Annotated in this window: 23 protein-coding genes; 9 read left to right on the top strand and 14 right to left on the bottom strand. The window is 73.8% G+C overall.

What is annotated here, in order from left to right; translation table 11 throughout:
- Positions 1-61: 61 nt before the first annotated feature.
- Both LG274_RS05975 and LG274_RS05970 read right to left on the bottom strand, forming a co-directional pair.
- Entirely contained in the window at positions 62-1,495 is a 1,434-nt protein-coding gene (locus LG274_RS05975; RefSeq protein ID WP_298712530.1) for a hypothetical protein, read from the bottom strand.
- 5 nt (positions 1,496-1,500) lie between these two features.
- Entirely contained in the window at positions 1,501-2,256 is a 756-nt protein-coding gene (locus tag LG274_RS05970) for a DedA family protein (RefSeq protein ID WP_298712533.1), read from the bottom strand.
- Between the two features lie 146 nt (positions 2,257-2,402).
- On the opposite strand from LG274_RS05970, the gene LG274_RS05965 reads away from it, so the two are divergent.
- Positions 2,403-2,996 (top strand): hypothetical protein, encoded by a 594-nt coding sequence (locus LG274_RS05965; protein WP_298712536.1) that lies wholly within the window; start codon positions 2,403-2,405, stop codon positions 2,994-2,996.
- 100 nt (positions 2,997-3,096) lie between these two features.
- Here the strand turns inward: LG274_RS05965 and LG274_RS05960 are convergent, their stop codons facing one another.
- From LG274_RS05960 to LG274_RS05945, 4 genes are all read right to left on the bottom strand, one after another.
- Positions 3,097-3,900 (bottom strand): amino acid ABC transporter ATP-binding protein, encoded by an 804-nt coding sequence (locus LG274_RS05960; RefSeq protein WP_404465928.1) that lies wholly within the window; start codon positions 3,898-3,900, stop codon positions 3,097-3,099.
- Between the two features lies 1 nt (position 3,901).
- Positions 3,902-4,732, bottom strand: a complete 831-nt coding sequence (locus LG274_RS05955) for an amino acid ABC transporter permease (protein ID WP_298712542.1) — start codon at positions 4,730-4,732, stop codon at positions 3,902-3,904.
- A complete protein-coding gene (locus tag LG274_RS05950) occupies positions 4,729-5,550 on the bottom strand; it encodes an ABC transporter substrate-binding protein (protein ID WP_404465926.1) in 822 nt (273 codons plus the stop codon). The genes LG274_RS05955 and LG274_RS05950 overlap by 4 nt, the downstream gene beginning before the upstream one ends.
- A gap of 97 nt (positions 5,551-5,647) precedes the next feature.
- Entirely contained in the window at positions 5,648-6,847 is a 1,200-nt protein-coding gene (locus LG274_RS05945; RefSeq protein ID WP_298712548.1) for a YihY/virulence factor BrkB family protein, read from the bottom strand.
- Positions 6,848-6,997: 150 nt separating this feature from the next.
- Between LG274_RS05945 and clpB the strand changes: the two genes are divergently transcribed.
- The 4 genes from clpB (at position 6,998) to LG274_RS05925 (ending at position 11,540) form a co-directional block, all read left to right on the top strand.
- Complete coding sequence (clpB, locus tag LG274_RS05940) at positions 6,998-9,601, top strand: ATP-dependent chaperone ClpB (protein WP_404465923.1); 2,604 nt, start codon at positions 6,998-7,000, stop codon at positions 9,599-9,601.
- 173 nt (positions 9,602-9,774) lie between these two features.
- The gene (locus tag LG274_RS05935) at positions 9,775-10,005 is read left to right on the top strand and encodes a DUF3073 domain-containing protein (RefSeq protein WP_248116357.1); all 231 of its coding nucleotides are present in this window, start codon (positions 9,775-9,777) and stop codon (positions 10,003-10,005) included.
- 7 nt (positions 10,006-10,012) lie between these two features.
- Positions 10,013-10,957, top strand: a complete 945-nt coding sequence (locus LG274_RS05930; protein WP_298985033.1) for a Sir2 family NAD-dependent protein deacetylase — start codon at positions 10,013-10,015, stop codon at positions 10,955-10,957.
- 55 nt (positions 10,958-11,012) lie between these two features.
- Positions 11,013-11,540: a hypothetical protein gene (locus LG274_RS05925; protein WP_319073798.1), complete on the top strand. Its 528-nt coding sequence runs from the start codon at positions 11,013-11,015 to the stop codon at positions 11,538-11,540.
- Positions 11,541-11,630: 90 nt separating this feature from the next.
- Here LG274_RS05925 and purM read toward each other — a convergent pair whose 3' ends face one another.
- From purM to LG274_RS05890, 7 genes are all read right to left on the bottom strand, one after another.
- Positions 11,631-12,800, bottom strand: a complete 1,170-nt coding sequence (purM, locus tag LG274_RS05920) for a phosphoribosylformylglycinamidine cyclo-ligase (RefSeq protein ID WP_298712564.1) — start codon at positions 12,798-12,800, stop codon at positions 11,631-11,633.
- Positions 12,797-14,413, bottom strand: coding sequence for an amidophosphoribosyltransferase (purF, locus tag LG274_RS05915; protein WP_404465920.1), 1,617 nt, complete (start codon positions 14,411-14,413; stop codon positions 12,797-12,799). Before purF ends, purM begins: the two co-directional genes overlap by 4 nt.
- On the bottom strand, positions 14,410-14,877 hold the full coding sequence (locus LG274_RS05910; RefSeq protein ID WP_404465918.1) for a hypothetical protein: 468 nt from the start codon (positions 14,875-14,877) through the stop codon (positions 14,410-14,412). Before LG274_RS05910 ends, purF begins: the two co-directional genes overlap by 4 nt.
- Positions 14,878-14,956: 79 nt before the next feature.
- Positions 14,957-15,358: a sterol carrier family protein gene (locus LG274_RS05905; protein WP_298712570.1), complete on the bottom strand. Its 402-nt coding sequence runs from the start codon at positions 15,356-15,358 to the stop codon at positions 14,957-14,959.
- Complete coding sequence (locus tag LG274_RS05900) at positions 15,358-16,401, bottom strand: asparaginase (protein ID WP_404465915.1); 1,044 nt, start codon at positions 16,399-16,401, stop codon at positions 15,358-15,360. Before LG274_RS05900 ends, LG274_RS05905 begins: the two co-directional genes overlap by 1 nt.
- A 66-nt stretch (positions 16,402-16,467) precedes the next feature.
- Positions 16,468-17,259, bottom strand: coding sequence for an ABC transporter ATP-binding protein (locus LG274_RS05895; protein WP_298712573.1), 792 nt, complete (start codon positions 17,257-17,259; stop codon positions 16,468-16,470).
- A gap of 57 nt (positions 17,260-17,316) precedes the next feature.
- Complete coding sequence (locus LG274_RS05890; protein WP_404465912.1) at positions 17,317-18,492, bottom strand: ABC transporter permease; 1,176 nt, start codon at positions 18,490-18,492, stop codon at positions 17,317-17,319.
- 274 nt (positions 18,493-18,766) lie between these two features.
- Here LG274_RS05890 and LG274_RS05885 point away from each other — a divergent pair, with 274 nt between their 5' ends.
- Together LG274_RS05885 and LG274_RS05880 are read left to right on the top strand one after the other, a co-directional pair.
- The gene (locus LG274_RS05885; RefSeq protein WP_404465910.1) at positions 18,767-20,182 is read left to right on the top strand and encodes an ATP-binding protein; all 1,416 of its coding nucleotides are present in this window, start codon (positions 18,767-18,769) and stop codon (positions 20,180-20,182) included.
- The gene (locus LG274_RS05880; RefSeq protein WP_298985016.1) at positions 20,179-20,841 is read left to right on the top strand and encodes a response regulator transcription factor; all 663 of its coding nucleotides are present in this window, start codon (positions 20,179-20,181) and stop codon (positions 20,839-20,841) included. The genes LG274_RS05885 and LG274_RS05880 overlap by 4 nt, the downstream gene beginning before the upstream one ends.
- Before the next feature lie 93 nt (positions 20,842-20,934).
- Here the strand turns inward: LG274_RS05880 and LG274_RS05875 are convergent, their stop codons facing one another.
- Entirely contained in the window at positions 20,935-21,162 is a 228-nt protein-coding gene (locus tag LG274_RS05875; RefSeq protein WP_404465908.1) for a hypothetical protein, read from the bottom strand.
- A gap of 62 nt (positions 21,163-21,224) precedes the next feature.
- Between LG274_RS05875 and purD the strand changes: the two genes are divergently transcribed.
- A complete protein-coding gene (gene purD / locus LG274_RS05870) occupies positions 21,225-23,504 on the top strand; it encodes a phosphoribosylamine--glycine ligase (RefSeq protein ID WP_298985014.1) in 2,280 nt (759 codons plus the stop codon).
- 402 nt (positions 23,505-23,906) lie between these two features.
- Positions 23,907-24,500 (top strand): endonuclease domain-containing protein, encoded by a 594-nt coding sequence (locus LG274_RS05865; protein WP_404465905.1) that lies wholly within the window; start codon positions 23,907-23,909, stop codon positions 24,498-24,500.
- Positions 24,501-24,525 lie beyond the last annotated feature (25 nt).

The following is a 24,525-nucleotide window of genomic DNA, read 5'->3' as shown; positions in this document are numbered from 1 at the left end:
GCCTCCCGGCCGACCTCCTCATCCTGCCAGGCCGGGGGCGATGCCTCCGGCCTCCCTCACGTCACGATGTGGACACGATCGTGGGCGACGTCTCGGCGGTCACCGGGGCGGCGGAGTCCGCGGGCGCGTCGGACGCGCTCGGCTCGGGCAGCGGCGTCACGTCGGAGGTGGGCTCCGGCGGCAGCGTGGAGTCGGACGGCTCGGGGGTGCCGGGATCCGACGTCGGCGCGTCCGTGGGCGTGTCCGACGGCGTCGGGGAGCTCGACGTCGAGGGCTCGGGGGTGCCGGGTGCGCTCGTGGTGCCCGGTGTGGGCGCCGACGTCGGGCGCGTGGGCCCGGAGGGCGCCGAGGGCACGTCGCTGCTCGGCGCTGGGGAGCTGCCCGGCTGCGTCGTCGGCGCAGAGGAGCCGCTCGGCGTGGTGCTCGTGGCGCCGGTGCCGGGTGCTCCTGTGGACGACGGGTCGGGGGCAGGGGCCGCCGAGGTCGGCTCGTCGGTGTCCGCGGGGGTGGGGTCCGGCCGGGTCGGCGCGGTCTCCGTGGGGTCGCTCGAGGTCTCCGCCGGCGGCCGGGGGGCCTCGCTCGTGGCGGGAAGCGGCGGGGGCACGGGCACGGCCGTGGTGGAGGGCGCCTCCGAGGAGCCCGCCGGGGAGGACGAGGCCTGCGGGAGGCGGACGGCGGCGGGCGTCCGAGCCGCGTCCTGAGCCGTGCGGCCCAGCTCGGAGAGCCAGGGCCGCACCGTCTCGGAGGGGATGCGGGCGGTGAGCACGCCTGCCGCGGCGGGTGCGAGCGCCGCCTGGTCGACCTCGAGGAGGGCGCTGCCGTCCGGCAGGAGCACCACCGCGTCCCAGATGCGGCGGTTCTCGGCCTGGTCCGGGGCCTCGACGGCGGAGGTCAGCCGCTCCTGCACGATGTCCGGGTCGTTCGCCATGCGGTCGCGCACCTCGGCGCGGAACGCGGTCCAGCCCTCGGCCGTGAAGAGGTCCGACGTGGCCAGCACGCGGTCCTCGCGGGCGGAGTACCAGCTGGCCTGGGAGGAGGACACGGACTCCGTCCCGCGCTTCTCGGTGGAGAGCAGGCGGACGGCGGCGATGTCCTGCCCCGCCACCGCGAGGCGCGGCTGCACCTCGAGGGAGGGGTCGGCTGAGAGGTCCGTGTCCCGCTGATAGGCCTCGACCTGGGCGCGCACGTCTGCGGCCATGGCGTCGGTCCAGGAGCGGGCGCCGGGCACCTCGAGCCAGGCGCCGTGGAACTCGGGGCTCTGCCCCTCGATCGCGGACATGGAGGCGCCGGGAACGAGCGCGAGGTCCAGGTCCGGTATGTCCAGCGTGAAGGGCGCCATGTCCATGGGCGGCAGCTCGGAGGCACTCGCGGCGGTGGGGGCGGGAGCCCCGTAGGGGTCGTTCCCGCCGCATGCGGTGAGGGCGAGCAGGGCCGCGGCGGCGAGGCCGAGGCCGGCCCGGCGTCGGGCGGCGAGGCGGGGAGTGGAGTGGGTCATGCAGATCACTTCCGGTGGTCGGTGGAGCTGAGGGCGGCGTCCATGCGGGCGGCGGCCTCGTCCGGGCTCGGGGCCCGGAAGTTCGGATCGCGGCGGCGGCGCAGGTCGCGCCGCACGCGCAGCAGGACCCAGACCACCAGGGCGAGGACGATGAGCGCCATCACCACGGTGGAGAACAGGTCCGCGTAGTCGGAGATCACGTGGTACTGGGCGCCCAGGACGTAGCCCCCGTAGATGAACAGGGCGTTCCAGAGCAGCGAGCCCAGGGCTGTGTAGAGGGTGAAGAGGCCGAGGTGCATGCGCTCGATGCCCGCCGGGATGGAGATGAGCGAGCGGAACACGGGGATCATGCGGCCGAGGAACACGGACCAGTACCCGAACCGGCCGAACCAGCGCTCGGTGCGCTCGACGTCCTCGATGTCCACCAGGGGCATCCAGTTCGCGATCCGGTACAGGCGGCGTCGTCCGAGCCACGCGCCGATCCCGTAGAGGGCGAGCGCGCCGACGACGGAGCCGAGGGTGGCCCACAGGAGGGCGGCGTGCGGGCTGAAGGCTCCTCCGGCGGCGGTGAAGCCGGCCAGGGGCAGGATCACCTCGGAGGGGATGGGCGGGAAGATGTTCTCCGCCAGCACGGCCACGCCCACGCCGACCGGGCCGATGGCCTCCATGATGCCGACCACGACGTTGCCGAGCCATCCGTAGTCCACGGCCCCCTCGGCGGGGGCGACGGCCTGGAGCGCGGGGGTGAGGGAGGAGAGCATGGGAGACATTCTCCCCCATCGGCGGGGAGAGGGGACCCGGACGGCGGGGGGAGGGGTTGGTAGGGTGAGCGTGCTGACCGCTCTATTCGACTGTTCGCGCCACATTCCCATCCCTGTGCCGCGGGCCCCACTGGAAGGAAGACTCCATGAGCATCGTCCAGATTCCGCTGCGCCTGGCCTCCGGCGCGTTCATCCTCAACTCCGGCCTCGGCAAGCGCCAGCTCTCCGACGAGCAGGCTGCCTACATCCGTGACATGGGCGCCAAGGGCGTGCCCGCGCTGGCCCAGCTCTCCCCGGCCCAGTTCAAGAACTTCATCGTGGCCTCCGAGGTCGGCGTGGGCGGCGCGCTGCTGCTGCCCCTCGTCCCGGGCTGGCTCGCCGGCGCCGCGCTGACCGCCTTCTCCGGCGGCCTGATGTCCATGTACCTGAACACCCCGGAGATGACCGAGGACGACGGCGTCCGCCCCTCGCAGGAGGGCACCTCCGTGGCCAAGGACGTGTTCCTGGTGGGCTCCGGCCTGGCCATCATGTCCGACTCCGTGGCCAACCGCCCCGGCAAGCGCCGCAAGGCAGCCAAGAAGCGCGCGAAGCGCATCGAGTCCGCCCGTGACGCCAAGGTCCAGGCCATCCGCGAGGCCAAGGACGAGAAGGTGGCCGCCATCTTCGCCGCGCGCGACGAGCAGACCGCCGCGCTGCGCGACGCCCGCGAGGAGCTGAAGAAGCTGCGCAAGAAGGCCTGATCCTTCCCGCACGCCGAGAACGAGGGCCCCGGGCCCGGACCGTCTGGTCCGGGCCCGGGGCCCTCGTCGTCGTGCCCGGTGCCTCAGCGGCCCCTCACCGTCAGAGGTCGATCTCGGTGGGGTGCAGCACGCGACGCAGGAAGTCCTGGGTGCGCGGCTGCTGCGGGTCGGCGATCACGGCGGAGGCGGGCCCGGACTCCACCACGACGCCGCCGTCCATGAACACCACCCGGTCCGCGACCTCGCGGGCGAAGCCCATCTCATGGGTCACCACGAGCATGGTCATGCCCTCGCGGGCGAGCTGGCGCATGATCGCCAGGACGTCGCCGACGGTCTCGGGGTCGAGGGCCGAGGTGGGCTCGTCGAAGAGCATCAGCTGCGGGTCCATGGCCAGCGCACGGGCGATCGCCACGCGCTGCTGCTGGCCGCCGGAGAGCTGGTCCGGGTAGCGGTCCTCGAGCTCGGCCAGGCCCACGCGGGCCAGCTGCCGACGGGCGATGTCCACCGCTTCGGCCTTGCCCCGCTTGAGCACCTTGAGCTGGGCCACGGTGCAGTTCTCCAGCACGGACAGGTGCGGGAACAGGTTGAACTGCTGGAACACCATGCCCACGTGGCGGCGCAGCACGTCCAGGTCCACGTCCTCGTCCGTGACCGTGAACTCACCGACCGTGACGACGCCCGAGTCGGGCTTCTCCAGCAGGTTCACGCAGCGCAGGAGGGTGGACTTGCCCGAACCGGACGGGCCGATCAGGCACACGACCTCGCCGGGGGCGACGTCGAGGTCGATGCCGCGCAGCACGTGGTTGGCGCCGAAGGACTTGTTGAGGCCTGCCACGCGCACGCCGGCGGCGTCCGCGGAGGCCACTGCGCCCAAGGATCCGGTGATGGGGTTCTGCTGGGCCATGTCAGTGCCCCTTCTTGGTCGAACGGGTCTCGAACCGACGGGCCAGCAGGGACAGCGGCACGGTGATCACGAGGTAGAACAGGCCGGCCACGAGGATCGGCGTCATGCCGGCGTCGAGGGCGGAGATGCCGTCGCGGCCGAACTTGGTGAGCTCGTACTCGTGCGCGGCCAGGCCGAGCACGTAGACCAGCGAGGAGTCCTTGGTCAGGAGGATGACCTCGTTGGTGAGCGGCGGCAGCACGATGCGGAACGCCTGGGGGATCACGATGGTGACCATGGCCCGCCACGTCGGCATGCCGAGGGACCGGGCCGCCTCCATCTGGCCGCGGGGCACGGCCTGCAGGCCGGCGCGCAGGGTCTCGGCGATGTACGCGGCCGAGACCATGCCCAGGGCTGCCATCACGACGACGGGGATCGGCCAGGACACCCCGAACGCGAAGGGCACCCCGTAGCCGAAGGCGAGGAACACCAGCAGCGCCGGGACGCCGCGGAAGAACTCGACGTAGGCGGTGGCCAGCCACCGGTACGGGCCGAACGAGCTCAGGCGCATGAGCGCGAGCACGATGCCGCCCAGGAGGCCGACGACGAACGAGGTGACCGTGTAGAACAGCGTGTTGCCCAGGCCCACGAGGATCACGTTGGGGAACATCGGGGCCACGGCGGGGAAGTTCAGGACGTTCTCGGCGAGCGCGCCCCAGTCGATGAGGACGGCCAGGACGACGAGGGCGAGGACGAAGACGGCCGCCTGGATGATCAGGGACAGCCGACGACGGCGGCGCGCGCGACCGGGCTTCATGGCCGGGGCGGGCGAGACGGGGGCCTGCGTGCTCATCGGTAGTCCTCCTGTGCCTGACCGAACCAGCGCTCCTGGAGCTCGGCCACGGTGCCGTCGTTGCGCAGCCCCTGCAGCGCGCGGTTCACGGCGGAGCCCAGCTGCGCCTTCTGCGGGCCGACCGCCATGCCGAGCTGCTCACCCGTGGGCAGCGACTCGACCACCTCGAAGCGCTCGTCGTCCTTGAGCGAGTAGAGCAGCACGGACTGGTTGCCCAGGGCGGCGTCCACGGTGCCGGCCTGCAGGGCCTGGATCTGCATGCCGCCGTCCTCGAACTGCACGGGGCTCAGGCCGTTCTGCTGGGCGTACTCATCGCCGGTGGTCGCGGCCTGCACGCCGATCCGGCGGCCTTTCGCGGAGTCGATGTTGGTGATGCCGGAGCCCTTCTTCGCGACCAGCACGAGGTCGTCGTCGAGGTAGGGGAGGGTGAAGGCCATGACGCGCTGGCGTGCCTCGGTGATGGAGATCGACGAGGCGTTGAGGTCGCAGCCGGTGAGGGAGGCGCCCGACTCGATGGCCTCGAAGGAGGAGTCGATCACGTTCACCCCGAGGCCCAGCTTCTCCGCCACGGCCTCGACCAGCTGGATGTCGTAGCCGGTCAGCTCACCGTTCTCCTCGAACTCGAAGGGCGGGTAGGGGACGTCCGAGCAGACCGTCAGGACGCCGGGCTGGACGAGGCTGTACGAGGTGCTCAGGTCGTCGTCGGACACGATGCCGGCGGATCCGGCGTCGCCGCCGAGGACGGCGCAGCCGCTGAGGGCCAGGGCGCCGACGCCGAGCGTCAGCGCACCGACCGCGCGGGATGGGGTGCGGAGCATGGGGGAGCCTTCCGGGGCGGGCCGTGGGGTGCAGGCCGTGTGAACTGGAGCACATCCTAGGCGTCCGGCGGGCCGAGGCCGCCTCCGTGTCGGTGTGTCACGCGGAGCCGCGGCCGCGCGGCTCAGGGATGACGACGTCCTCGCCCAGGTGCGCCTCGTCCCGGAGCGGCGAGGCGTGGAAGGGGCGGCCGGAGCTGAGGTCCTCGGGGCGGCGGCCCGGTGCCTCCACCGCGAACGGGTGGCCGGCCTCCGTGAGCATCCGCGTGCGCTCGGCCGTCAGAGGCTCCCCGGAGAGGACCGCGGCGCACACGAGCGCGGCGAGCTGCTGGTCCCGCTCCTCCTGACGCTCCGCCATCTCGAGCACGCGGGTGTGGCGGGTGGCCAGCTGGATCTCCGCGGAGGCGTCCACGCCGACGGCGACCTGGCGGGCGCGCAGTCGCTCCGCGTCGTACGCGGCCCCCGCCACGAGGACCATGCAGGCGGCCCAGGCGAGGCCGAGCACGCCGATCACGGAGTTGATCCGTCCCACGAGCTCGAACTGGCCGAAGGTGGCCGTGATCCAGCCGAGGGCGAGGGTGGCGCCGAAGAGCAGGCAGACCGTGATCACCCCGCCGGAGGAGAAGGGACGGTAGCGCGGGGAGCGGACGTTGGGGCCGAGCCGGTAGGCGAGGGTGACGGCCAGGGCCAGGATCGCGAGGATGACCGGCCACTTCCCGATGTTCCAGACCTGCACGGCCACCCGCGGCAGGCCGATGAGCTCCCCGAGGAGCTCGGCGAGGTCTCCGCCCAGGATCACGAGGCCGACGACCACGACGGTGCCGGTCAGGACCGCGAGGGTCTCGAGGAAGATGACGAGCCGGAAATGGGGGAGGAGGCGACCCTCCCGGGTGTCGTGGATGCGGTGCATCGCGCGGTGGAAGGCGGCCACGGCGCCGGACGCGGAGAAGACCGCGCCGAGCAGGCCCAGCGTGAAGGCGACGACGCTCGTGTTCGAGGCGTGGAGGGAGAGGAGCCACGCCTGCACGTCCTCCTGCGTGAGGGTGGGCCACAGGTCGGCCGCGAGCGTCGCGACGGTGCGCACGGTCTCCTCCTCCACGCCCAGCACCGACACGAGGGCGAGGAGGGCGACGCCCATGGGGAGCAGGGACAGCGCGCCGAAGAAGCTCATGGCGGCGGCCACGTCCCACACCTGGAGATCCATGAGGCGGTGGAAGGTGCGGCGGATGACGTAGAGGAGGGAGAGCCGCGGGTGCTCGTACGTGCGGGGATCGCGGAGCGCTGCGGTGGAGCCGGCCATGGGGTCAACGGTAGTGGGCGCCGGCGGGAATACAGCCTGGCCGCCCATGGTTGAGTTGATTAGACTCAACGTTGCCGGGGCGGTGGATCAGGCCTCCGCGCGGCGGTTGCCCAGACACCCCCGTCGTCGGGGAGGAAAGGAGCGAGGCACATGGATGCCAAGTTCACCACCAAGAGCCAGGAGGCGCTCTCGGCCGCGGCCATGAACGCCTCCACCGCCGGAAATCCGCAGGTGGAGCCGGCCCATCTCCTCAAGGCCCTCATGGACCAGCGGGAGTCCGTCGCCGTCGCGGTACTGAAGGCCGCGGGCGCGGACCCGGACGTCGTCTCCACGGCCGCGTCCTCCGCCATCCGCCGCCTGCCCTCCTCCAAGGGCTCCACCGTGGCGCAGGCACAGCTCTCCCGCGCCGGCCTGCAGGTGGTGCAGAACGCGCGCGCCGAGGCCGAGCAGCGTCAGGACGACTTCGTCTCCACCGAGCACCTGCTCCTCGGCCTGGCCGGGGACGCGGGCGAGGCCGGGGAGGCCCTGCGCTCCGCCGGAGCCACCGCCGAGGCGCTCGCGGCTGCCCTCACCGCCGTCCGCGGGGACACCCGTGTGACCTCCCCGGATCCGGAGAACACCTTCCAGTCGCTGGAGAAGTTCGGCACGGACCTCACCGAGGTCGCCCGCTCGGGCAAGCTCGACCCCGTGATCGGCCGCGACTCGGAGATCCGCCGCCTCGTGCAGGTGCTCTCGCGCCGCACCAAGAACAACCCCGTGCTCATCGGCGAGCCGGGCGTCGGCAAGACCGCCGTCGTCGAGGGCCTGGCCCAGCGCATGGTGGCGGGCGACGTGCCCGAGTCGCTGCGCGGCAAGCAGCTCATCAGCCTGGACCTCGGCGCGATGATCGCGGGCGCGAAGTACCGCGGCGAGTTCGAGGAGCGGCTCAAGGCGGTGCTCGAGGAGATCAAGGCGTCGGACGGCCAGGTGGTCACGTTCATCGACGAGATCCACACCGTGGTGGGAGCGGGTGCCTCCGAGGGCGCCATGGACGCGGGCAACATGCTCAAGCCCATGCTGGCCCGCGGCGAGCTGCGCCTCATCGGCGCCACCACGCTGGACGAGTACCGCGAGAACATCGAGAAGGACCCCGCGCTGGAGCGCCGCTTCCAGCAGGTGTACGTGGGCGAGCCGTCCGTGGACGACTCGATCGCGATCCTGCGCGGCCTGAAGGAGCGCTACGAGGCGCACCACAAGGTGGCCATCGCGGACTCGGCGCTCGTGGCCGCCGCGACCCTCTCGGACCGCTACATCACGGGCCGCCAGCTGCCGGACAAGGCCATCGACCTCGTGGACGAGGCCGCCTCGCGCCTGCGCATGGAGATCGACTCGGCCCCCGTGGAGATCGACGTCCTGCGCCGCCAGGTGGACCGCATCACCATGGAGGAGCTCGCCCTCGACGGCGAGACCGATCCGGGCTCGGTGGAGCGCCTCGAGGGGCTGCGCGCCGAGAAGGCGGACCGCGAGGAGGAGCTGCGCGCCCTCACCGCCCGGTGGGAGGCCGAGAAGGCCTCGCTCAACGAGGCCGGCGACCTGCGCGCCAAGGTGGACGAGCTGCGCTCGCTCGCCGAGAAGGCCCAGCGCGACGGCGACCTCGCCGAGGCCTCGCGCCTGCTGTACGGCGAGATCCCGGCGTTGGAGAAGCAGCTCGAGGAGGCCGACCGCCGCGCCGAGGAGGCACCCGAGGACGAGGTCTCGCCGATGGTGTCCGAGCAGGTCACGGCGGACGACATCGCCGAGGTCATCTCCGCGTGGACCGGCATCCCCGCCGGGCGCATGCTGGCCTCCGAGTCGGAGAAGCTGCTCACCATGGAGGAGCACCTCGGGGAGCGGCTGATCGGGCAGAGGGCCGCCGTCGTCGCCGTCTCGGATGCGGTGCGCCGTGCCCGCGCCGGCATCTCGGACCCCAACCGCCCCACCGGCTCGTTCCTCTTCCTGGGCCCCACGGGCGTGGGCAAGACCGAGCTCGCCAAGGCGCTCGCGGAGTTCCTCTTCGACGACGAGCGCGCCATGGTGCGCATCGACATGTCCGAGTACTCGGAGAAGCACGCCGTGTCCCGCCTGGTCGGCGCCCCTCCCGGGTACGTCGGCTACGACGAGGGCGGCCAGCTCACCGAGGCCGTGCGGCGGCGCCCGTACTCCGTGGTGCTGCTGGACGAGGTGGAGAAGGCCCATCCCGAGGTCTTCGACATCCTGCTCCAGGTGCTCGACGACGGCCGCCTCACCGACGGCCAGGGCCGCACCGTGGACTTCCGCAACGTGATCCTGATCCTCACGTCCAACCTGGGCAGCCAGTTCCTGGTGGACCCGTCGATGCAGGAGCAGGCCCGCAAGGACGCCGTGATGAACGTGGTCCGCGGGGCGTTCAAGCCGGAGTTCCTCAACCGGCTGGACGAGGTCGTCCTGTTCGACGCGCTCGGCGTGGCCGAGCTCGCGAAGATCGTGGACCTGCAGGTGGACGCGATGCAGGAGCGGCTCACCGGCCGCCGCCTGAGCCTCGAGGTCACGGACGCGGCCCGCGAGTGGCTTGCCCTGACCGGGTTCGACCCGGCGTACGGCGCCCGCCCGCTGCGCCGTCTCGTGCAGCGGGAGATCGGCGACCGGCTGGCCCGCGGCCTGCTGGGCGGCACGATCGCCGACGGCGACACGGTGCTGGTGGACCGTGCCGAGGGCGCGGACGCCGACGGGCTGAGCGTGGAGGCGCGCCGGGACTGAACGGGGCGCGGGCGGGGGCGTGGCCTCCCGCCCGGGCCCCCGCGGGTGAGCGCCCGACGTCGGGGTGGTGTTGTACCCTTGACTGCACGAACCATTTATTGACCAGTGAGAACCCGGCCGGCCTCTGAGCGCCGTCAGACCCGGGCACGAGAGATGCGAAGGGGGTCACGCTCATGGGGCGCGGCCGTCAGAAGGCGAAAGCCACCAAGCAGGCACGTGAGATGAAGTACTACACGCCTGGCACAGACCTCTCGGCACTGGAGCGGGAGCTCGCGGGCGGACGTACGCACGTCACTCCCGTCGCGCAGCCCGAGCCGGAGACGGAGGGCGACGACCTCTACGAGGATCCCTACGCCGACCTCTACGCCGACGAGGACGAGGACGACGCATCGCGCGTGCGATGACGTCACGATGACACCGGTGAGGCATCCCGCGCTCGACGGGCATCAGGCCGCGCTGCGGTCGATCGCCCGCGTCGTGGAGGACACCGCACCACCGCAGGACCCCGAGACCGCGTCTCGGGGTCTTCTGCGCCTGCTGCAGACCACGACGCCGCTCGTCATCACGGGCGCGGGCGTCTCCACGGACTCGGGGATCCCCGACTACCGCGGGCCGAACGGCTCGCTCCACCGGCACCGCCCGATGACCTTCCAGGAGTTCCGGGACGACCCCGCCGCGCGCCACCGCTACTGGGCGCGCTCCTTCGTGGGCTGGCGCCGGATGGATCAGGCGCAGCCCAACGAGGCGCACCGGATCCTGGCGCGCTGGGCGCAGCAGGGGCGGATCGCGGGCATCCTCACGCAGAACGTGGACGGGCTGCATGCCGCCGCCGGCCGCGAGGCGGGCGTGCCGGGGGAGCGGCTGATCGAGCTGCACGGCGACCTCGCGCGGGTGGCGTGCCTGACCTGCGGCGCCAGCGAGTCCCGCCGCGCGCTGGATGTGCGGCTCGAGGCCGCGAATCCCGGCTACCTGGAGCGGGTGGCGATCGACCCGGCCGCGGTGAACCCGGACGGCGACGTGACGCTGGACGCCCGGTGGGTGGACGAGTTCGTGATGGTCGGCTGCCGGGCGTGCGGCTCCGTGGAGCTCAAGCCGGACGTCGTCTACTTCGGGGAGAACGTGCCCGTGGCCCGCAGGCGAGCGGCCGAGGAGATGGCCGACGCCGGCGGCGCGGTGCTCGCCGTCGGGACGTCCCTGGCGGTGATGAGCGGGTTCCGGTTCGTGCTGCGCGCCGAGCGTGCGGGGCACGAGGTGGGGCTGATCAACCGCGGGCCGACCCGCGCGGACGCCAAGGCGCAGTGGCGCTGGCGTGAGGGCGTGGCCGAGGCGCTGGCCTGGCTCGACGCCCGCCTCTGACCCGTCCGCCGGAGACGACACCCCTGAGACGAGCCCTGCGAGTAGCCTGACGGGCATGGACACCCGCGCCGCCGCCCCCCGCACCTCCCGGACCCTCTCGCCCTCCGTGGGCGGGCCCGTCTGGGCACGGGCGCTGATCTTCGCGATCCCGGCGATCTGGCTCGGATTGCTCACCGGCATCTCGCTGATCGAGGCGCCGTTGAAGTTCACCGCCCCGGGCATCACCATCCCGCTGGGCCTCGGCATCGGGCGCCGCGTGTTCTTCGCGATGAACATGGTGGAGATCGCGCTCGCGGCCGTGCTCGTGCTCTCCCTCGTCAAGGCCCTCGGGCGGCCGCGCGGCATCACGGCCGGGCCCGGCCGGCTGTGGCTCGCTGGCCTCGCGGCCACGGCGCTGCTCGCGATCAAGGTGATCGCCATCCGCCCGTTCCTCAACCGCCGCACGGACATGGTCCTCGCCGGCATCGACGACGGCGGATCGCTCTGGCACTACGCCTACGTCGCCGTGGACGGGATGCTTATCCTCACCGTCATCGCGATGATCGTGCTCGCGGCGCGCCACCTCCTGGCCCGGACGGACTGAGCCCCACACCCGGACGAGCCCTGCGTGGTCGCTGCTGTCTCACCGGGACAGCGGCACCGACGCAGGGCTCGTTGCGTGGGGCTGTGGGAATCAGCCCGCGTAGGCGCCGCGCATCAGGACCGCGCCGCCGTCGACGCCCTTGGCGCCCTGCACGTAGTCCTCGCCGGCGGCCTGCGCCTCGTCCGTGATCCGGCCGATCCGGCCCATCTCCCACGCGTCGATCCCGGCGTCCAGCAGGGCGGAGATCGCCTTGCCGGCCACCTCCTCGTCCACGACGGCCACCATGCCCACACCGAGGTTGAGCGTGCGCTCGAGGTCCGCCTGGGGCACCCGGCCCAGCTCGCCCACGAGGCGGAACACGGGGGGCAGCGCCCACGTGTCGCGCTCCACGGTGGCCATGAGGCCCTGGGGGAGCACCCGCGCGAGGTTGGCCGCGAGGCCGCCGCCGGTCACGTGGCTGAAGGCGCGCACGGGGAGGTCGGCGCCGCCGTCGTGCCCGTTGAGGCGGGTCACGAGGTCCAGGCACGCCCGCGTGTAGATGCGGGTGGGCTCGAGGAGCTCCTCGCCGAGGGTGCGGCCGAGCTCGGAGACCTCGCGGTCCAGCTGCCAGCCGGCCGCGTTCACCACGCGCCGCACCAGGGAGTAGCCGTTGGAGTGGATGCCGGAGGAGGCCATGGCGATCACCACGTCCCCGGACTGCACGCGCTCGGGGCCGAGCACCATGTCCGCCTCGACCACGCCGGTCGCCGCGCCGGCCACGTCGTACTCGTCCACGCCCAGCAGACCCGGGTGCTCGGCGGTCTCGCCGCCCACGAGCGCCGTGTCGGCCAGTCGGCAGCCCTCGGCCACGCCGCGCACGATGTCCGCGATGCGCTCGGGCACGACCTTGCCGCACGCGATGTAGTCGGTCATGAAGAGCGGCGTGGCGCCGACCACCACGATGTCGTCCACCACCATGCCCACGAGGTCCTGGCCGATGGTGTCGTGCTTGTCGAGGGCCTGGGCGATGGCCACCTTCGTGCCGACGCCGTCCGTGGACGTGGCCAGCAGTGGCTTGCGGTAGGCGGTGAGCGCGGAGGCGTCCCACATGCCGGCGAAGCCGCCGACGCCGCCCAGCACCTCGGGCGTGTGGGTCGCCTTCACGGCGCCCTTCATGAGCTCGACGGCGCGGTCGCCCGCCTCCACGTCCACGCCGGCGGCGGCGTAGGTGATGGGGGCGGCGTCCTGCGCGGCGGGGGCGGTGTTCTGGGCGTCGGTCACAGCGGGGTCCTGTCCGTCTCGGTGAGGAGGGCTTCGTCGTCGGAGTCGGGGCCGGGCTCGCACCCGGTGGAGGCCACGGTGGTGGTGCCGGAGCCGTCTGCGGCCACCACCTCGGTGGCCTCGGCGGTGATCGGGCTGTCCTCGAGCACGGCCTTGCCGCGCTGCTTCTCGTCGGCCAGCTCGATCGGGTACGTGCCCGTGAAGCACGCGGTGCAGAGGCGCTCGCGCGGCTGCTCGGTGGCCTCGATCATGCCGTCCTCGCTGATGTAGGCCAGCGAGTCGGCGCCGATCGAGGAGGCGATCTCCGCCACGCCCGCGCCGTTGGCGATCAGCTCGGCGCGCGTGGCGAAGTCGATGCCGTAGAAGCACGGCCACTTCACGGGCGGGGAGGAGATCTTCACGTGCACCTCGGCGGCGCCGGCCTCCTTGAGCATCCGGACCACGGCGCGCTGCGTGTTGCCGCGCACGATCGAGTCGTCCACCACCACCACGCGCTTGCCCGAGACCACGGAGGACTGCACGTTGAGCTTGAGGCGGATGCCGAGCTGCCGCAGCGTCTGCGACGGCTGGATGAACGTGCGGCCCACGTAGGCGTTCTTCACGAAGCCCTGCCGGAACGGGATCCCGGACGCCTCCGCGTAGCCCACGGCGGCCGGCGTGCCGGACTCCGGCACGGGGATCACGACGTCGGCCTCCACCGGGTGCTCGAGGGCCAGCCGGCGGCCCATCTCCACGCGGGACTCGTACACGGAGCGGCCGTTGATCGCGGCGTCCGGGCGGGCGAGGTAGACGTACTCGAAGACGCAGCCGGCCGGGGTGGGGTCGGCGAAGCGGGTGGAGCGGATGCCGTCCGCGTCGATGGCGATCATCTCGCCCGGCTCCACCTCGCGGATGACGGAGGCGCCGACGGTGGCGAGGGCCGACTGCTCGGAGGCCACGACCCAGCCGCGCTCGAGGCGGCCGAGCACGAGCGGGCGGACGCCGTGCGGGTCGCGCGCGGCGTAGAGGGTGTGCTCGTCCATGAACACGAAGCAGTAGGCGCCGCGGATCTTCGGGAGCAGCTCGAGGGCGGTCTCCTCGAGGCTCTTGCCCTCCTCGCCGTGCAGCAGCGCGGTCACCAGGGCGGTGTCCGTGGTGTTGCCCTGCTTCATCTCGCCGTGGGTGTGCCGGCCCTCCGCGGCCTGGACCATGCGCAGCAGCTCGGCGGAGTTCACGAGGTTGCCGTTGTGCGCCAGGGCCACGGTGCCGTCGTCGGCGGTGGCCCCGAGGGTGGGCTGGGCGTTGGCCCACTTGTTCACGCCGGTGGTGGAGTAGCGGCAGTGGCCCACGGCCATCGAGCCGGTCAGCGCCGTGAGGGTGTTCTCGTCGAACACCTGGGACACCAGGCCCATGTCCTTGTACACGGCGATGCGCTTGCCGTCCGAGACGGCGATGCCGGCGGACTCCTGGCCGCGGTGCTGCAGCGCGTAGAGGCCGTAGTAGGTCAGCTTCGCGACCTCCTCGCCCGGCGCCCAGACGCCGAACACGCCGCATTCGTCCTGGGGGCCGGCGTCCTGGGGGTCGAGGGCGGCCGTGAGGCGGCCGTCGCCACGCTTCGTGCGTGCGGAGATCACTGCTGGGGGGTCCTTTCGGCGGGGGCGGCCGGGTCCTCGGGGAGGGAGGTGCCGGATTCGCGACGACGGAGCGCGTCCGCCTCGAGGCGGTTCAGGCTGACGTCCGCCTGCGCGGGGTCGTCCGTGCGCTCGAGCACCACGGTGCGGACGGTGGTGCGCGAGCGGCGGTCCATCAGCAGCCACACCAGCAGACCGAGCAGCGCCGCCGCCACGAGGCACGCGAGCGCCATGTAGCCGAAGGTGGTGCCGAACGTCACGGGCTGGCCCGAGTACGGGTCCGCCACGGGGGTGGGGGAGGCGTGCACGACAGCCGTGATCGCGAGGGCGGCCAGCAGGCCCAGCACGCCGGCCAGGGTGAGCACCGCGGCCAGGCGGGGGGCGCGGCGGACGACGTACGGGTGCCGGTCGGAGGCCTCCGCGTGGGCGCGCGGGGAGACGGGGGTTGGCTCGGAGCCGGATGTCATGCGGGCCAGTCTATCGAGCGGGCGGACGGGGCACGTCGCGGCGATCTCGCCTCGCGGGTGACGTCGCGCACCGCGCGTCTCACGGCCGGATCAGCGGCAGGTGCCCGGCCAGGTCGGCGCGGACCCCCGAGGCGCGTACGGCCCCGCTCTCGACGGCGGCCCCCCACGCGGTCAGGCCTGTCGCCAGGGACAGCCATGTCACGGCGTCCATCTCCACCACGTTGGGCGGGGTGCCCCGGGTGTGCCGGGGCCCGGGGAGGCACTGGGCGACGCCGAAGGGCGGCACGCGCACCTCCACCGAGTTCCCGGGCACGCGCGTGGCGAGCTCCTCCAGGGCGAAGCGGACCGCCATGGCGCGCGTCGAGCGCGGGAGGGCGGCCGCGGCGGCGGGGTCCTCGTCGTGCGCGCGGGCCCACGCGGTGAGCGCCGCGTGGCCCTCGACGACGGGCACGCGGCGGCGGGGGACGGAGCCGGCGGTCATCAGTCGAGCAGCTCGAGCACGGGCCGGGCCAGGCGGATGGAGCCGACCTGCTTCCCGCCGCCCTCGATCGGCGGCACGACGCGGGGCAGCACCGCGGTGAGGCGCTCGTGGTCCACGTGCTCGGGGGCGACGTGCGCCAGCAGGGCCAGCGCGACGAGCGTGCCAGCGCGGTCGCCGCCGTCGAGCGCCTTGACGGCCGCGGCGGTGCCGTCCGGGGCGCCCATCACGAGGACGCCGTCCGCACCGAGCTTGGCGATCAGTCCGAGCTCCTCCATGACCACGGTGTTCGCCCGGCCCGGCGCCTGCACGGCCCACGGGTGCTCGAGCATCGCGTTCGCCACGGAGGCCGCGTGCATCTCGGCGTCGCGGCGGCCGGGGGCGCCGGCCACCTTCCCGATGCCGCGTGCCAGCCCTGCCAGGGACACGACGGCGGCCGGGGCGCAGCATCCGTCCACGCCCACGTGGGCCACGGGCTCGCCGCAGTACTCCTCGATGACCCTGGTGACCTCCGCCTGGAGGGGGTGGTCCAGCTCGAGGTACGTGCCGACGTCGTGCCCCGAGGCGACGCACGCCGAGAGGAAGCCGGCGTGCTTGCCCGAGCAGTTGTAGGCCAGCGGTGTCTTGGCCGCGCGATGCTCCACGTCCGCCACCGCGCGCAGGATCTCGTCCGCGTCGGCCGGCCATGCCGGCGGGCACTGCAGGGCGTCCTCGCCCAGTCCGGCGGCCTCGAGCACGCCCTGCGCGACGTCCCGGTGGCGGGCGGTGCCGCGGTGCGAGCCGCACGCCAGGGCCAGCTGCTCGCCCTCCAGGTCCGCGCCGTGGCGCAGCGAGGCGATGGCCTGGAACGGCTTGAGCGTGGACCGCGGGTAGATCAGCGCGTCCACGGGGCCGAGCGCGGCGAGCACCTCGCCGTCCGGGCCGGTCACGACGGCGGCGCCGGCCGTGCGGGACTCCACGAACCCGTTGCGGGTGACGTGGACGAGCTCGACGGCGTCGGCGAGGGCGAAGGTCTGACCGGCGGGGGCGGCGGGGGTCTGGGTCATGGCCCCACCCTAGCGACGGCCCCGGACGTAGGAGGCGTCCGGGGCATGCGTCGAGGGAGAGGAGGGTCAGTCCTGCAGCCGCCCGTCCACCATGGTCAGCGTCCGGTCCGTCGCCGAGAGGAACTCATGGTCGTGCGTGACCATGAGGGTGGCCACGCCCGCGTCCCGGGTCAGCTCTCCGAGGAGGGCGACGACGGCGGCCGAGCGCTCGCGGTCCAGCGCGGACGTGGGCTCGTCCACGAGCAGCAGGGCGGGGGAGGCCATGAGGGCGCGGACGATGTTCACGCGCTGGCGCTGGCCGCCCGAGAGCTGGTGCGGGCGCTGGTCCGCCTGGCCGGCCAGGTCCACGCGTTCGAGCAGCTCCATGGCCCGGGACCGTGCGGCCTTCTTGTCCGCCCGCGTGGCGTCCTCGTCCAGGTGCACGGTCAGCTCGAGCTGCTCGCGGGCCGTGAGCGAGGCGATCAGGTTGGGCTGCTGGAAGATCATCCCGATCTCCTTGCCGCGCAGGGCGGTGCGCTCGCCGCGGGTCAGGCCCGTGATCTCACGGCCGGCCACGGTCACGGTGCCCGACGTCGGCGTGATGAGGCCTGCGGCCACGGCCAGGAGGGAGGACTTGCCGGAGCCGGACGGGCCGACCATCGCGGTGTAGGAGCCGGGGAGGAGGTCGAGGGACACGCCGTCGAGGGCGCGCAGCACGCCGTTGTCCCCGTCCGGGTACTCGAGGACGGCGTCCCGCACGGAGAGCGCGGGGGTGGCCCCGGGACGGGCGGCCGCGGCGGCGGGGGTGCGCAGGGCATCGAGGTCGGCGGAGCTCTCATCGGCGGCGGTGAGACGGAGGTCGGTGGCGGCGGTGCTCATGAGGGGGTCCTTCCGGGCAGGCGTGTGGGGGAGCGGGCGGCGGTGGCGGGGCGTGGCTCAGTTGCCGCCGAGCGCGGTGAGCGGGTCCACGCGGGTCACGCGGGCCACGGCCAGCGCGGCGCCGAGCATGCCGAGCACGAGGACGCCGGCCGCGGGGACCAGGACGGTGGCGGGGTCCACGATGAACGGCGCGACGTTCGCCGCCACGAGGCCGAGGCCGAACGCGGCCGCGGTGCCGACGAGCACGCCCACGGAGAGGACGAAGGCCGCCTGGGTGAGCGCGTCGCGCAGGACCCATCCCGTGGAGCCGCCGAGGGCCTTGAGGACGGCGATCTCGCGGGTGCGCTGCACTGTCCAGATGGAGAGGAACGCGATGACCACGAGGGCCGAGATGCCGTAGAGGAAGCCCTGCATCAGCGCGAGCGAGCCGTGCTCGGACGTGTAGGCCGGCAGGGCGTTGTAGGAGCCCTGCACGGTGGCGGCGGTGGTGTGGGCGGCGTCGTCGGCCGCGGTGGTCACCGCGTCGGCGTCCGCGCCGGCGTCGAACGAGGCCAGGCCCACGGTGCCGATCACGTCGGCGTCGTCCGAGTGGGCCAGGGCGGCCCAGTCGCGCGTGGTCACCCACGCCACGGGGGTGTGGGAGTAGTAGGAGTCCGCGACGACGTCGACCACGGTCAGCGGCACGCCGGAGGAGGTGATGGTGCCGCCCTCGCCCTGGTGCAGCTCATCGGCGAGGGACTGGGAGAGGACCACGGTGCCCTCGGCCAGGCCGGCGGGGGCGTGCGGGGAGCCGGCCTCGAGCCCGAGCAGGGAGGCCGACGCGACGCCGGTGGTCGGCACGCCGTCCGTGTCCACGCGGGTGACGCCGTCGGCCGGGGCGAGGGCGCCGGGCGCGGGCTCGACCGCGTGCTCGAGGCCCACGAGCCGGCCCTGGCTCACGCCGGCGGGCTCGACGGCGGCGACGCCGTCGGTGGCGGCCCACGCGTCCCGGTGGGCGGTGGTGAACTCGGACTGCGTGAAGTCAGCGGTGGGCTCCTGGCCTGAGGCGCCGCCGAACACGATCCGTTGCACGCCCTGCTCCTCGAACGAGTCCAGCGCGGCGGTGTTCTGGTGGGCGAGACCCCCGGTGAGGCCGGAGAGCATGACGAGGAGCAGGGAGATCAGCGCCACCACGCAGCCCATGAGGGCGAAGCGGCCGGTGGCGAAGCGCAGGTCTCGCAGGGCGAGGAACATGGTGCGCGTCCTTTCGATGAGGGGTGTCGCGCCGGGGAGGAGGAGGCGCCTCCCGCCCGGCTGGAACGTCTGTTCCAGCCTCCCGCCGGGACTCGGTCCGCACATCGACCGCCAGGGTTGATCCCGGGTCAACCCTTCGGTTGATCCCGTCCCTACCCCCTGCGGAACGAGGTGTCACGATGTGTGGGAATCCGCCTCGGATACCAACGTTTCGTGACACCTGCTTCGGGGGGCGGAGGGCGGGGGCCGGCGGCGTCCGCCGTAGGGTGGCGGCATGAGCAGCACCCCGCCTCCGACGACGACGTCCGCCCCCGTCGCCGAGGCCGGTGAGCCGTCGGGCACCGCGGCGGTGCTGGCGGGTCTGCGCGTGATCCTGCACGTGGCCTTCGCGGCCATGCTCGCCGTCGGGCTGGCCCGGGCGCTCGCGGGCGTGCGCGCGGCAGGCGCCGGCCAGACGCCCGGGCCGTTCACGACCGTCGTGCTGGTTGGCCTCTCCGTCGCGCTCGCCGCCGTGTACCTGGCCGGCACCGTGGTCGAGCGGCGGCGCTGGCGGCGTGGGGCCGACGTCGGCCGGGGCGCGGCGGCCGTGTGGCTCGCCGTCGTGCTCGGGCTGTGGGGTCTGCTCGTGGCGCACCACCCCGACGTCGCGTGGGTGGCGTTCCCGCTCTTCTTCGTGGTGCTGCACGTGGCCGGCCACGTCGCGGGACGGCACCGCCGCCTGGGCCGGGTGGCGGGCACCCTCCTCGTGCTCGCCATGGCCGGCGTCGTGGGGCTGAGCATGGCCGCGGCCGGCGAGGGGGTGCCGCCCGCCGCCGTGATCGGCCCCCTCGTGGGGGCGGTGGTCGCGCTCGTGCTCTCGGGGGCCTACCGCGCCCTGCTCGAGGAGTCCGAGCGGCAGCGCGCCGTGGCCGAGGCGCTGCGGGCGACACGCGCGGACCTCGCGGCGAGCCAGCGCTCGGCGGGTGCGCTCGCCGAGCGCGAGCGCCTGGCGCGGGACATCCACGACACGCTCACGCAGGGCCTCGCCTCGATCGTGCTCGTCTCCCGCGCGGCGCAGGACGCACTGCGGGACGGGGACGCAGCGCTCGCGGGGGAGCGGCTCGAGACCGTGCGCGCGACCGCCGCGGAGAGCCTCGCCGACTCCCGCGCCTTCGTGCGCGAGCTGCGCAGCGGGGCCACGGGCGCCGGGCTCGTGGAGTCCCTCGAGGCGGCGGTGCGGGCCTTCGCGGCGCAGCAGGCCGCGGCGGGGACGCCGGTGGCGGCGGACGTGGACGTCGTCGGGGAGGCCGTGCCCGTCCCGGAGGCCGTGGAGACCGCGCTGGTCCGGGCGGTGCGCGCGTCCTTGGCGAACGTCGGCCAGCACGCCAGTGCCGAGCGGGCGCGGGTGTCCCTCGCCTTCCTGCCGGGGGAGATCACGGTGGACGTGGCGGACGACGGCAGAGGCGTCGACCCCGCCGGGGTCGACGGGTATCGTGCGGGCGGCCCGCGGACGGACGCCCCGCGGACGGACGGCTCGACCGGCGTCGGGCTCGCCGGGGTGCGCGAGCGCATGGAACTGCTGGGCGGGGAGGCCGCGGTAGAGTCCGCGCCGGGGGAGGGCACCGTGGTCGCGCTGCGGGTGCCCCTGCCGCGGACGCCCAGCGGCCCTGCGCGCGAGGATGACCGGGGACCGAGCGTGGAGGACGCATGATCCGCGTGATGCTGGTGGACGACCACCCCGTGGTGCGCGCGGGCGTGCGCGCCGTGCTCGAGGGGCACGAGGACCTCGCGGTGGTGGCGGAGGCCGCCGACGGCGAGGAGGCGCTGCGTGTGCTCGAGCGGGCCGCCGCCGAGGCCGAGTTCGGGGCGGTCGGGGCGGCCGGGCCCGGCGTCGACGTCGTGCTCATGGACCTGCAGATGGGCGCCGGCATGGACGGCGCGGCGGCGACGCGCGCGGTGCGGGGCCGGTTCCCGGGGCTGCCGGTGCTGATCCTCACCACGTTCGACGCGGACGCGGACGTCCTTGCCGCCCTTGACGCCGGCGCGGCCGGCTACCTGCTCAAGGACGCCAGCAGCGAGGAGATCGCGGGCGCCGTGAGAACGGCGGCGGCGGGGCGGCGCGCGCTCGCCCCGGAGATCGCGGCGCGGCTCGTGGGCCGGGGGGCCGGGGACAGCGGGGCGCTGACGCCGCGCGAGATCGAGCTGCTCACGCTGATCGGCGGGGGTGCAACGAACCGGGTGGCGGCCAAGGCGCTGTTCATCTCCGAGGCCACCGTGAAGACGCACCTGGTGCACGCGTTCCAGAAGCTCGGCGTGGACAATCGGACGGCGGCGGTGGCCGAGGCGCGGCGACGGCGGATCATCCGCTGAGGGGCGGACACCGCGGCGGGCCGGGACCTGCTGAAGAACGGGCGCGGCGGGCGGGTGCGGGGGCGGGCGCACCGGATGCGCCGCCGCCGTGCCTCAGCGGTTCCGCACGAACCGCGTGATGAGGGCGGCGGCCACGGTGGCCACGGCGAGGATCACCGCGACCGTGCCCCAGCCGACCTCGCCCCGGCCGACCCCGAACAGGCGGAGGCTCCAGAAGCCGATGAGGGAGCACGTGAACAGGGTGGCCACGAAGATCCACGCCGTCCGCAGGCCGGGGCCTGGTCCGTCGGCGCGACCGTGGTGGATGGGGGGCATCGTCATGGGCTCCACGGTAGGCGGCCCGAGCCCGGGGTGGCCAGGCGCCACCGCGTAGGCTGGAGCGCGTGAAGATCCTCGTGCTCGGCAACGGCGGCCGCGAACACGCGCTGCTCCGCGCCCTCTCCCGTGACCCCCAGGTCAGCGCCCTCCATGTGGCCCCCGGCAACGCCGGGATGACCGATGCCGCCACGCTCCACGCGGTGGATCCGACGGACGGCGCCGCCGTCGTCGCGCTCGCCCGCGAGCTGGACGCGGACCTCGTGATCGTCGGCCCAGAGGCCCCGCTCGCGGCCGGCGTCTCCGACGCGCTGCGCGAGGCCGGCGTCGCCGTCTTCGGCCCCTCGAAGGCCGCCGCCCAGCTCGAGGCGTCCAAGGCGTTCGCCAAGGAGGTCATGGCCGCCGCGTCCGTGCCGACCGCCGGGGCCCGCGTGTGCACCACCGCCGCCGAGGCCGAGGCCGCGCTGGACGCGTTCGGCGCTCCGCATGTGGTGAAGGACGACGGCCTGGCCGCCGGCAAGGGCGTGGTGGTCACCGAGGACCGCGCCGAGGCCCTGGCCCACGCCGAGGCGTGCTTCGCCGCGGGCGGCACCGTGGTGATCGAGGAGTACCTCGACGGCCCCGAGGTCTCCCTCTTCGTGGTGTGCGACGGCGAGGACGCGGTGCCGCTGAGCCCCGCGCAGGACTTCAAGCGCATCGACAACGGCGACGCCGGCCCGAACACCGGCGGCATGGGCGCCTACACGCCGCTGCCGTGGCTGCCCGAGCGATTCGTGGACGAGGTCATGGACCGCGTGGCCCGCCCGGTCCTGGCCGAGATGGCCCGCCGCGGGACCCCCTTCACGGGGGTGCTGTTCTGCGGCCTGGCCGTCACCGCGAAGGGCGTGCAGGTCATCGAGTTCAACGTGCGCTTCGGCGATCCGGAGACGCAGGCCGTGCTCGCCCGTCTCGAGACCCCGCTGGGCGGGCTGCTGGCCGACGCCGCCGCGGGTCGCCTCGGCGCGGACCGCGAGCTGGCCTGGAGCGCGGACACCGTGGTCGACGTGGTCATGGCCTCGGCCGGGTACCCCGCGAGCTCCTCGAAGGGGGACGTGATCGTGGGGATCGAGGATGCGCTCGGGCTCGACGGCGTGGACGTGATGCACGCCGGGACGGCCGCGACCGAGGCCGGCGTGGTGACGAACGGCGGGCGCGTGCTGGCCGTCGTCGGGCGTGGGGCGGACCTCGTGGAGGCTCGCGAGCGGGCGTACGAGGGCGTGGAGCGGATCCGCTTCGAGGGCGCCCAGTGGCGCACCGACATCGCCGAGAAGGCCGAGCGCGGCGAGATCGCGGTGCCGGGTGCCGGCGCGGATCGCACGGCGGCGGGTGACGAGCGCGCGGCGGTGGGCGACGACGTCGTGGGCGCGGGGGCGCGCCGCGGCTTCGACGGCGCCGAGGCCCTCGAGCTGGAGGGCTGGCGCCACGTGTACTCCGGCAAGGTGCGTGACCTCTACGAGCCGGCCGACGCCGAGCCGGGACGCAGTGAGACGCTCCTGGTGGTGGCCTCGGACCGCATCAGCGCGTACGACCACGTGCTGGCGCCGCCGATCCCCGACAAGGGCGCGATCCTCACGCAGCTGACGCTGTGGTGGTTCGAGAGGCTCGCGGAGGGCTGCAACGGCGCGGCGGCGTCGCCGTTCGAGCACCACGTGGTCAGCACGGACGTCCCCGAGGCCGTGGCCGGCCGGGCCATGGTGGTCAAGCGGCTGGACATGTTCCCCGTGGAGTGCATCGCGCGCGGCTACCTCACCGGCTCGGGCCTGGCCGAGTACCGCGAGTCCGGGGCCGTGACGGGACTGCCGCTGCCGTCCGGGCTCGTGGACGGCTCGCGGCTGGACCCCGCGATCTTCACGCCCTCCGCGAAGGCCGAGGTGGGCGAGCACGACGAGAACATCACGTTCGAGCAGATGGCGGAGCGGGTGGGCGACGAGGCCGCGGCGCGGCTGCGCCACCTCACGCTCGACCTCTACACGCGGGCCGAGGCGATCGCGCGGGAGGCCGGGATCATCCTTGCGGACACGAAGGTGGAGTTCGGCGTGGACCCGACGACCGGGCAGATCGTGCTGGGCGACGAGGTGCTGACCCCGGACTCCTCCCGCTTCTGGGACGCCGACGACGTCGAGCCCGGGCGCGCGCCGGCCAGCTTCGACAAGCAGTTCGTGCGCGACTGGCTGACGAGCGAGGCATCCGGGTGGGACCGTGCCTCGGGCGGGGAGCCGCCGGCGCTGCCGGCCGACGTCGTGGCCAAGACCCGCGCGCGCTACGTGGAGGCGTACGAGAAGCTGACGGGCCGGACCTTCACCCCCTGACCCGTCCCACCCCCCGGCACTTTCGCCAGGGACATCGTCGTCTCCGTCCCAACTTCGTGGGATGGAGACGACGATGTCCCTAGCGAAAACAAGGAAGGGGGGCTGACGGCCGCGGCCCGCCGCTCCTGCACAGGGGCGGTCGTCGGGCGCGTCGTCCACGGATCGCGGCGCCGGCGCGCGGGGGAGACGTGGGCGCGGCCAGCATGCGGGGCATGGCACCCGTCGAGCCCGCGCCCCTCCCCGCTTGCGCATTCCACGTTCCGGCTCACGGACCTGACCGCCGCGGGGTTCAGCGCCGAGCGAGCACGCCGCGCGGACCTCCGGTCGGTGACGCACGGTGTGCACCGCGCCACGGGTGCCGCCGTCGAGGACTGGCGAGCGCTCGGGCACGATGAGGACCCCGTGCCGTGGCCTCCGGAGGAGGCGGCCGACGACGTCGTGGAGATCCACGGCATCCGCACCACCTCGGTGGAGCGGGCATGGCTCGACCTGGCAGCGCTGAGGCCGCGCGGGCCCCGGGACCCCCTCGTGATCGCCGGAGACGCGCGGGTGAACCGGCCGTGGGCGGACGGCCAGCGCAGTGACCCCGTCACGACTCCCGAGCGACTCCGAGAGGCCCTCCGCCGGACGGGCCGGTTCAAGGGAGTGCGCCTGGCGCGGGAGGCTCTGCACCTGGTTCGGGTCGGGGCCGACCCTCCACCGGAAACCGAGCTCCGCCTCGCACTGATCGAGGCTGGGCTGCCGGAGCCGGAGCTTCAGGTGCCCGGTGATCCGCAGGATCGGTTCGCCCCCATCGTCGACCTCGGCTATCGGGCGTGGCGGCTGGCACTCCAGTACGACGGCGAGCACCATCGGTCTCGCGAGCAGCAGGCACGCGACGCGCGGCGCGACGGATGGCTCCAGGACCACGGGTGGCGCTCGCTGCGCCTCACCGCCGACGACCGGCTGACCGGCTTCGCACGGGCGATCGAGTGGGTCCGCCGCCACCGCTCCTGACTTTCGCTAGGGACATCGTCGTCTC

Source organism: Micrococcus antarcticus, from assembly GCF_044872765.1.
Classification (GTDB): Bacteria; Actinomycetota; Actinomycetes; order Actinomycetales; family Micrococcaceae; genus Micrococcus.
Note: the sequence above shows the minus strand (reverse complement) of the source record. Positions and strands in the feature narration are given on the sequence as shown.